Raw genomic sequence first — 6,615 nt, forward strand, 5'->3', positions numbered from 1 at the left:
TGAGCTGACAACAAATTAAACAAGGGATGAGATATGAAGCAAAAAGGGAATCAAAACAAGGAACGGACGGTTCCACCGCTCGAATTGCTCGAGAAGGAACGTGACCGTCTTCGACATCATAAAAACTATCGTTCAACTGAAGTTAGAATATAAATAGGATAATCCGAATAGAGAGTCTAACTTACCAAACCTATGTCATGGAACTATACTATCTACGAAAGGAAGCAAAGATCTATGGCAAACAAGAAAAAACAATTTACAGCCGAATTTAAACAGAACGCGGTGGATTATGTCTACGCGCATCCTGACATGACCGTCCAGCAATGCGCCGATCATTTGGAAGTCGGAAAAAGCACCTTGGCCCGTTGGAAACGCGAAGCCAAAGCCAACCCAAACCACGAAGTTCCATTTGTAGGATCCGGTCATTATTCTTCAGAAGCCGAAAAAGAAAACATACGGCTTCAAAGAGAATTGCGTGACACGCAGGAGGCTTTGAAAATCCTAAAAAAAGCCATCAGCATTCTGGGAAATTAACACAAGTCATCTATGAACTTGTCACACTGGAACACAACGCCGGAGTTCGCTTCTCCGTGTCCAGAGTGCTGCATCTTTTAAAGCTCTCCACCTCCGGGTATTACGATTTTCTAAAAAGAGAACCAAGCCAACAGGCGCTTCATAAAGAAGAAGTGAAAAAACAGATCAAAGATATTTATGAAGAGAGTCACCAGAACTATGGAGCACCCAAGATTGCAAAAGTTCTCGAAAAACAAGGGATCGTGATCTCACCGCGTACTGTCGGGCTGTATATGCGCGAGATGGACATACAGGCTCAATGGGTCAAAAAAGGCGTAAAAACAACCGTGGACAGCTGTTTCCATACCGAGTTGAAAAACGAATTGCAGAGACAATTCTCACCAGAAAAGCCGAATGCGGTATGGTGTAGCGACATCACCTACATCCGAACGAGATTGTCCGGATTCGTGTATCTGACATGCGTCATGGATCTCTATTCCCGGAAGATCATCGCGTGGAAATTGTCAAAAACGTTGGAAGTGACCGAAGTGCTGGAATGCATCGAAATGGCGAAAACTGTACGTCACATCGACCAGCCGCTCATCATCCATACAGACCGCGGGATCCACTATACATGCGAATTGTATCAACAAATGACCAGGGGGATGAAGCGGAGTTATTCGCAAAAAGGCACGCCGTACGACAACGCGTGTATCGAGTCGTTTCATTCATTGATCAAGCGAGAATGGCTAGGACGATGCGAGATCCAAAACTATCGGCATGCGTCCCGTCTCGTGTGGGAATACATCGAAGGCTGGTACAACACGATCCGGATCCACAGTCATTGCGAATACCAATCGCCCAATGACTATGAAATGGAATGGCACAAGCAAGAACGTAAGAAGTAGCGTGAAAAGAGAAAAAATTCTGAAGCACTCTTTACAGCGGGCTTTCCCCTGATAAGCTAGGGAGGCCATCGAACCCAATGTATACGATCAAGAAATTGGGTGATGGCAAAGAAAGTGGTTCAGGGGAAAAAGGGACCCGGTGTCAAGAGAGGAAGCGGAAGAAATTTTTCGAGTCAGACTACCAAGCGCGCAGTCAGGAAATAAAAAAATCTATTTATTTTATCCGTTTTCTTGACATAGGACCACAACATTGCGCAGTATGGTGGGCGTGCTCATCGTCGTTTCTGCAATCGCCATTCTGGTCGCGACTTTATGGCTGCCAGTCCTCCGGATTTATGGAACGAGCATGACCCCCACTTTAAAGGCGGGCGATATCGTTCTCACATCCAAAGGAAGCAGCTTTAACACGGGCGACGTGGTGGCGTTCTACTACAACAATAAAATTCTTGTCAAACGCGTCATCGCCGGGCCAGGCGACTGGGTGTATATCGACGACGACGGCAACGTGTTCGTCAATGGCGAAGAGCTCAACGAGCCTTATGTCAAAGAAAAGGCGCTGGGCGAAACCGATCTCGAGTATCCGTATCAGGTACCCGAAAAGCGCTGGTTCGTCATGGGCGACCATCGCAGCGTATCGCTCGATTCCAGAACGAGAGCCATCGGACCTGTCGCCGAGGAAATGATTGTAGGAAAGCTGAACATGAAAGTTTGGCCGTTGAACGAAATGGGAGGAATCTAGAAAGGAAACGGTTATGAAGGAAAATAAGAAAAAAAGATCCTGGAAACGGGTCGTGTCGATTCTAAGCGGTATCGTCGTCTTTTGCACGACCTACGCCCTGATATTGCCAGCCGTGACGATGAGCAAGGAAACGTATTGCGGCAAGGAAGCGCATGTTCACACCGAAGCTTGCTATCGGTCGCAAACCCCGCTTTGTGGAAAAGAAGAGGGAGAACCAAACGAAGGTCATGTGCACGATGAAACGTGCTACGAGCTCGTAAAAACAGAAAACCTTCTTTGTGAATTGGAAGAAAACGACGAACACCTTCATAGCGACGAATGTTATGAATGGATTCGTTCCGATCATTTGATTTGCCAGCAAGAAGAGGCAAAAGCAAGCGAGGGTCACACGCATACAGACGAGTGCTACAAGAGCGAAGAGCTTCAATGCGGCAAGGAAGAGCATGAGCACACAAGAATTTGTGAGTCCAACAAAGAAGACGTGGAAGATCCAGCCGATTGGGATGAAGCGTATAAAGAACTAGCAAGCGAAGAGGACGCCAAAACAAGGATCCTGACCGTCGCCAAAAACGAGCTGGGAACTAAGGAAAACAAAAACAACTTCGAAATCGACGAAGAAGAAAAAGAGCACTACTACACAAGGTACGGTCATCTCTATGAAGACCAGTATGGTGACTGGAACAACTACTTTACTGGCTACGTTTTGAAATACGCCAACGTCCAAATGGGCTATGACAAAGACGTGGACAAGTGGAACACCAAGACGGCAAAAGACCAATCCAGAGATTGGGAAAAGGTCGAAGAAGGCAATGTTGTTTTCTTCCAGAATGAAAAAGATGAATTAGAAACAGGAATTGTCACAACAATAAATAGAGATCAAAAAGAAGTGAAAGCCATCGCAGGCGATGTGGAGGGCGAAGTCAAGGAAATCGTCATCAAGGGAGATAAAATCCAGGGCTTCTTAAACGACGTCATTACGATCGAGGAGTTTGATGCGCCATTGGCTGGAACCGAAAGCGAAGAAAAGATCGAGTACACTTGGGAAGATGAAGACACTTTCATTCGCGTTTTGACCGACAAGGACACATTCAAAAATAAACATGTAATCCTACAAGTTAAAAAACTGGATCCACAATCCGAAGAGTTTCAGGAGGCTAAATCTTTAATTAATAAAGTGGAAAGTGAAAACGAATTTGCTTGGGATATTTATTTTATGAACGAGAAGAACGGAAAAGAAATCGAACCGGAGAAACCAATCCAAATTATTTTGACATTCAAAGACAGTGAGCAAAACTTCTGGCTCGACACCAAAACAACCGAAATCACCCACATCAAAGAGTTGGAAGATGGAGAGAAAGTACCAGAAGAAGTCGATCAAACCATTCAAGAGGAAGACAGGGAAGGCTACATTGATTCACATATCTTTTCCCTTGATAGTTTGAGTGTGGTATTTGCTAATACGTCAAATGTAAAAGGAGAAACATTAACTCCAACCTCTCATATTCAAGTCGAGAAGCAGTTTTATGGGTTGGAGAATCCAGAATCAGTTTTACCTGATTTTAAGGTAGAGGTAGCAGATCAAACCTTTATATTAAACGAAGCGAATAAAATTAATTCAACTACTGAGGGTATAACTGGAAATTGGATTTGGAGAACAGCCCCCTTAGAGGGTGGAACTTATAGTGTTTCCGAGTCTGGATTAGAAGCAAAAGGGTATACGCTTGCTGAAGTGCGTATAAATGGAGAGCCAATTTCTATTAATAATATTGATGGGCAAATCAAAGTACCTGATGTTACTTTGAAAGATCCAGAAATTAATTTAACTGGGTTTAAATGGGATACTCCGAATGCTAATAAGGAATGGGATTTATCTGAAGGAAAATTAGCTATACTTGTTCAATCTGGTAAAGATTATGTCATTGTTGTATCAAAATCTGAATTAGGGAAATCGGTACAGAATGTGATTAGCCAGAAAATAATTGAGGCTAAGGATCATGGTGTAAACATTACTCAAAAAAATCAAATCCAATTTTATAGTATTCCTGAAGAACAATGGAAAAATAATGTAACATTTGATGTTCAAGATTCTACGGGAACCAATATTGCAAGTATGAATTGGACCGGTGGAACAGAAAAAATAAAATTTTCTGATAAGGGAGGCAGTAAGTGGAATAAAGTAATGCTTAATGCAGGATATGAAATCAAAGGCAATATTTCTGGCATCCTGATTGAAAACCATTACAAAAAAGACACAATCAACTTTTCTTTACTGAAAACAGTAAAAGACCAGATGGATGCAGGGAATCCAACTGGATTAGCAAATGCTAAATTTGCTTTAAAGAAAGCTAATAGTACCAATGCATCCACTTTTGAAGACTATTTAACTTTTAAGACAGATGAGAATGGTCGACCAACAGAAATTAAAAATTCAACGGGAGGAGTTGCTGAATTAAAAATAGAAATTGGGCAATTATATCAGCTTGTCGAAACGACGCCTCCAGCAGGATACATCACGATGACAGAGCCTTTGGTTTTTAAAGTTATATTTGTGGAAAATGTAGGCTACAAAGTAGTCGGAAGTAACGGTCAAGAAATAAATGACGATAACTTTAAAATAACGGTTAATCAGCAAGGTGTTGATATTGTTGTTGGAAATACAGCAGGCCAATCCCTACCAAACACCGGAGGAGCCGGTACTCAATTATTTACATTCAGCGGAGGAGCAATCATAGCTGCATCCAGCTTAATGTACGGATACAAAAAGAGGTCGAAAAGAAACAAGACTGGGAAAGGAGGAAAGTAACAAGTAAGGGGAGCCTCTGATCCTAGACCTCTTTCAAGGGGTTGTATTCGTGATACATATGATTCTTTCACGGTTTGTATGGGAAGAAAGAGGAAAAAGAAAACCAGTCTTTCTTTCCAGCCGATAACGAACAAAAAGATTTAAAGATAAGAAAGGAAAACATAAATTATGAAATCTTTAAAGAAACTTTTATCTATCTTTGCGGCGTTCATGATGGTTGTCGGATTGACGGCGGCGAATGTGAAAGCGGCGGATGGCGATACTCCTTCTAATGGATCAATTACAATTGAAAATCCTAGAGAAGGACAAACGTATACTGCATATAAATTTTTTTCTACAACCTATACCAGCGATAAATCATCTTATGCTTATACGATTAGTAGTGACGATGCTTGGTATAACGATGTCCAAGAATATAGCGCAAAAGAAAATTCAGGGTTAGTACTTACAGCGACTACAAATTCCAAAGAATTTAAAATTACTATTGATGATAAGACGTTCAATCCTTCTAAATTTTCTGCATTCTTGAAAACAAAGTTAACAGGAAAAACTGGAACTCAATTGATAGCACAAACAAATGGAACAGTCAAAGCTGAAAACCTTCCATTAGGTTATTATTTTGTAAGTAGTACAACGGGATCTCTTTGCAATTTAACAACAACTGATCCATCTGCAGATATTCAAGATAAAAACGATGTCCCATTTGAAAAAAATTTAGATGAGGGGCAAACAGAAAATGTTGCAATCGGTGATACGGTTAACTACGTTATTACAGCAAATATTCCTGTAACAGATGGCTTTGAAAACTATACATATAATGTTAGCGACTCTATGTCAGATGGATTGACTTTTAATTTTGACAGTATCGAAGTATTTGTTGGAGGAACCAAGATCATCACGGGATATAGTTCTCAAAAAGTAGGTAATGGCTTTAAATTAACTTTTGATATGAAGTCTTTGCAACAATATAAATTACAAACTCTAACGATTAAATATAACGCAACAGTTAATGAAAAAGCAGTAGCGGATGTAGAAACAAATAAAGCAAGTCTTGAGTACACAAACGATCCAAATCAACAGCCAAACAAAACGCCAGATAAAGTGGTAAAAGTTTATACAGCTAAGATTGTAGTAAATAAGAAAATTGATGATGCCAACAGTGGAAAACCATTAGCAGGTGCTGGATTTGTATTGATCAATAACAATGACAATGATGAAAACAAAGGTAAATATTATCAATTAAGTGAAGATGGTAAAACTGTTAATTGGGTCGATAATATTGAAGAGGCAACTGAATATATTACCGAAGTTACAGAGGGAAAAGCCCAAGTTCAATTTGTTGGCTTAAAAGCTGGTAGTTATTTACTTCATGAGAAAACAACTCCAGCAGGCTATAATACATTGACTGCAGATCAACCTATCACGATTACAGTGGGAAAAGATAATGCGGGAAATATTATTGAAGCTGATTTAACAGAAGAAACTACTGTAGTGAATACAACGGGTGCTCAACTCCCATCCACAGGTGGTATGGGTACGACGATGCTCTACGTAGCTGGTGCGATCCTCATGGTCGGTGCCGCAGTCATCTTCGTAACGAACAAGAGAATGAAACACGAATAAGAGAAAGAAACAACTCTTAGATTGAGCTT

Annotated in this window: 5 protein-coding genes; all 5 read left to right on the forward strand. The window is 40.9% G+C overall.

All coding sequences use genetic code 11. The features are described from left to right. Positions 1–234: 234 nt before the first annotated feature. The 5 genes from ABNS49_RS07905 (at position 235) to ABNS49_RS07925 (ending at position 6,586) form a co-directional block, all read left to right on the forward strand. Entirely contained in the window at positions 235–534 is a 300-nt protein-coding gene (locus ABNS49_RS07905) for a transposase (RefSeq protein WP_277820874.1), read from the forward strand. Between the two features lie 26 nt (positions 535–560). Next, a complete protein-coding gene (locus tag ABNS49_RS07910; protein ID WP_168353674.1) occupies positions 561–1,421 on the forward strand; it encodes an IS3 family transposase in 861 nt (286 codons plus the stop codon). Positions 1,422–1,680: 259 nt separating this feature from the next. Beyond that, a complete protein-coding gene (gene lepB / locus ABNS49_RS07915) occupies positions 1,681–2,160 on the forward strand; it encodes a signal peptidase I (RefSeq protein ID WP_348688171.1) in 480 nt (159 codons plus the stop codon). A gap of 13 nt (positions 2,161–2,173) precedes the next feature. After that, positions 2,174–4,963: a SpaA isopeptide-forming pilin-related protein gene (locus ABNS49_RS07920; protein WP_135981370.1), complete on the forward strand. Its 2,790-nt coding sequence runs from the start codon at positions 2,174–2,176 to the stop codon at positions 4,961–4,963. A 168-nt stretch (positions 4,964–5,131) separates the two neighbouring features. After that, complete coding sequence (locus tag ABNS49_RS07925; protein ID WP_305084918.1) at positions 5,132–6,586, forward strand: SpaH/EbpB family LPXTG-anchored major pilin; 1,455 nt, start codon at positions 5,132–5,134, stop codon at positions 6,584–6,586. The last annotated feature ends 29 nt before the right edge of the window (positions 6,587–6,615 follow it).

The organism is uncultured Dubosiella sp. (genome assembly GCF_964018005.1).
Lineage (GTDB): Bacteria > Bacillota_I > Bacilli_A > Erysipelotrichales > Erysipelotrichaceae > Dubosiella > Dubosiella muris.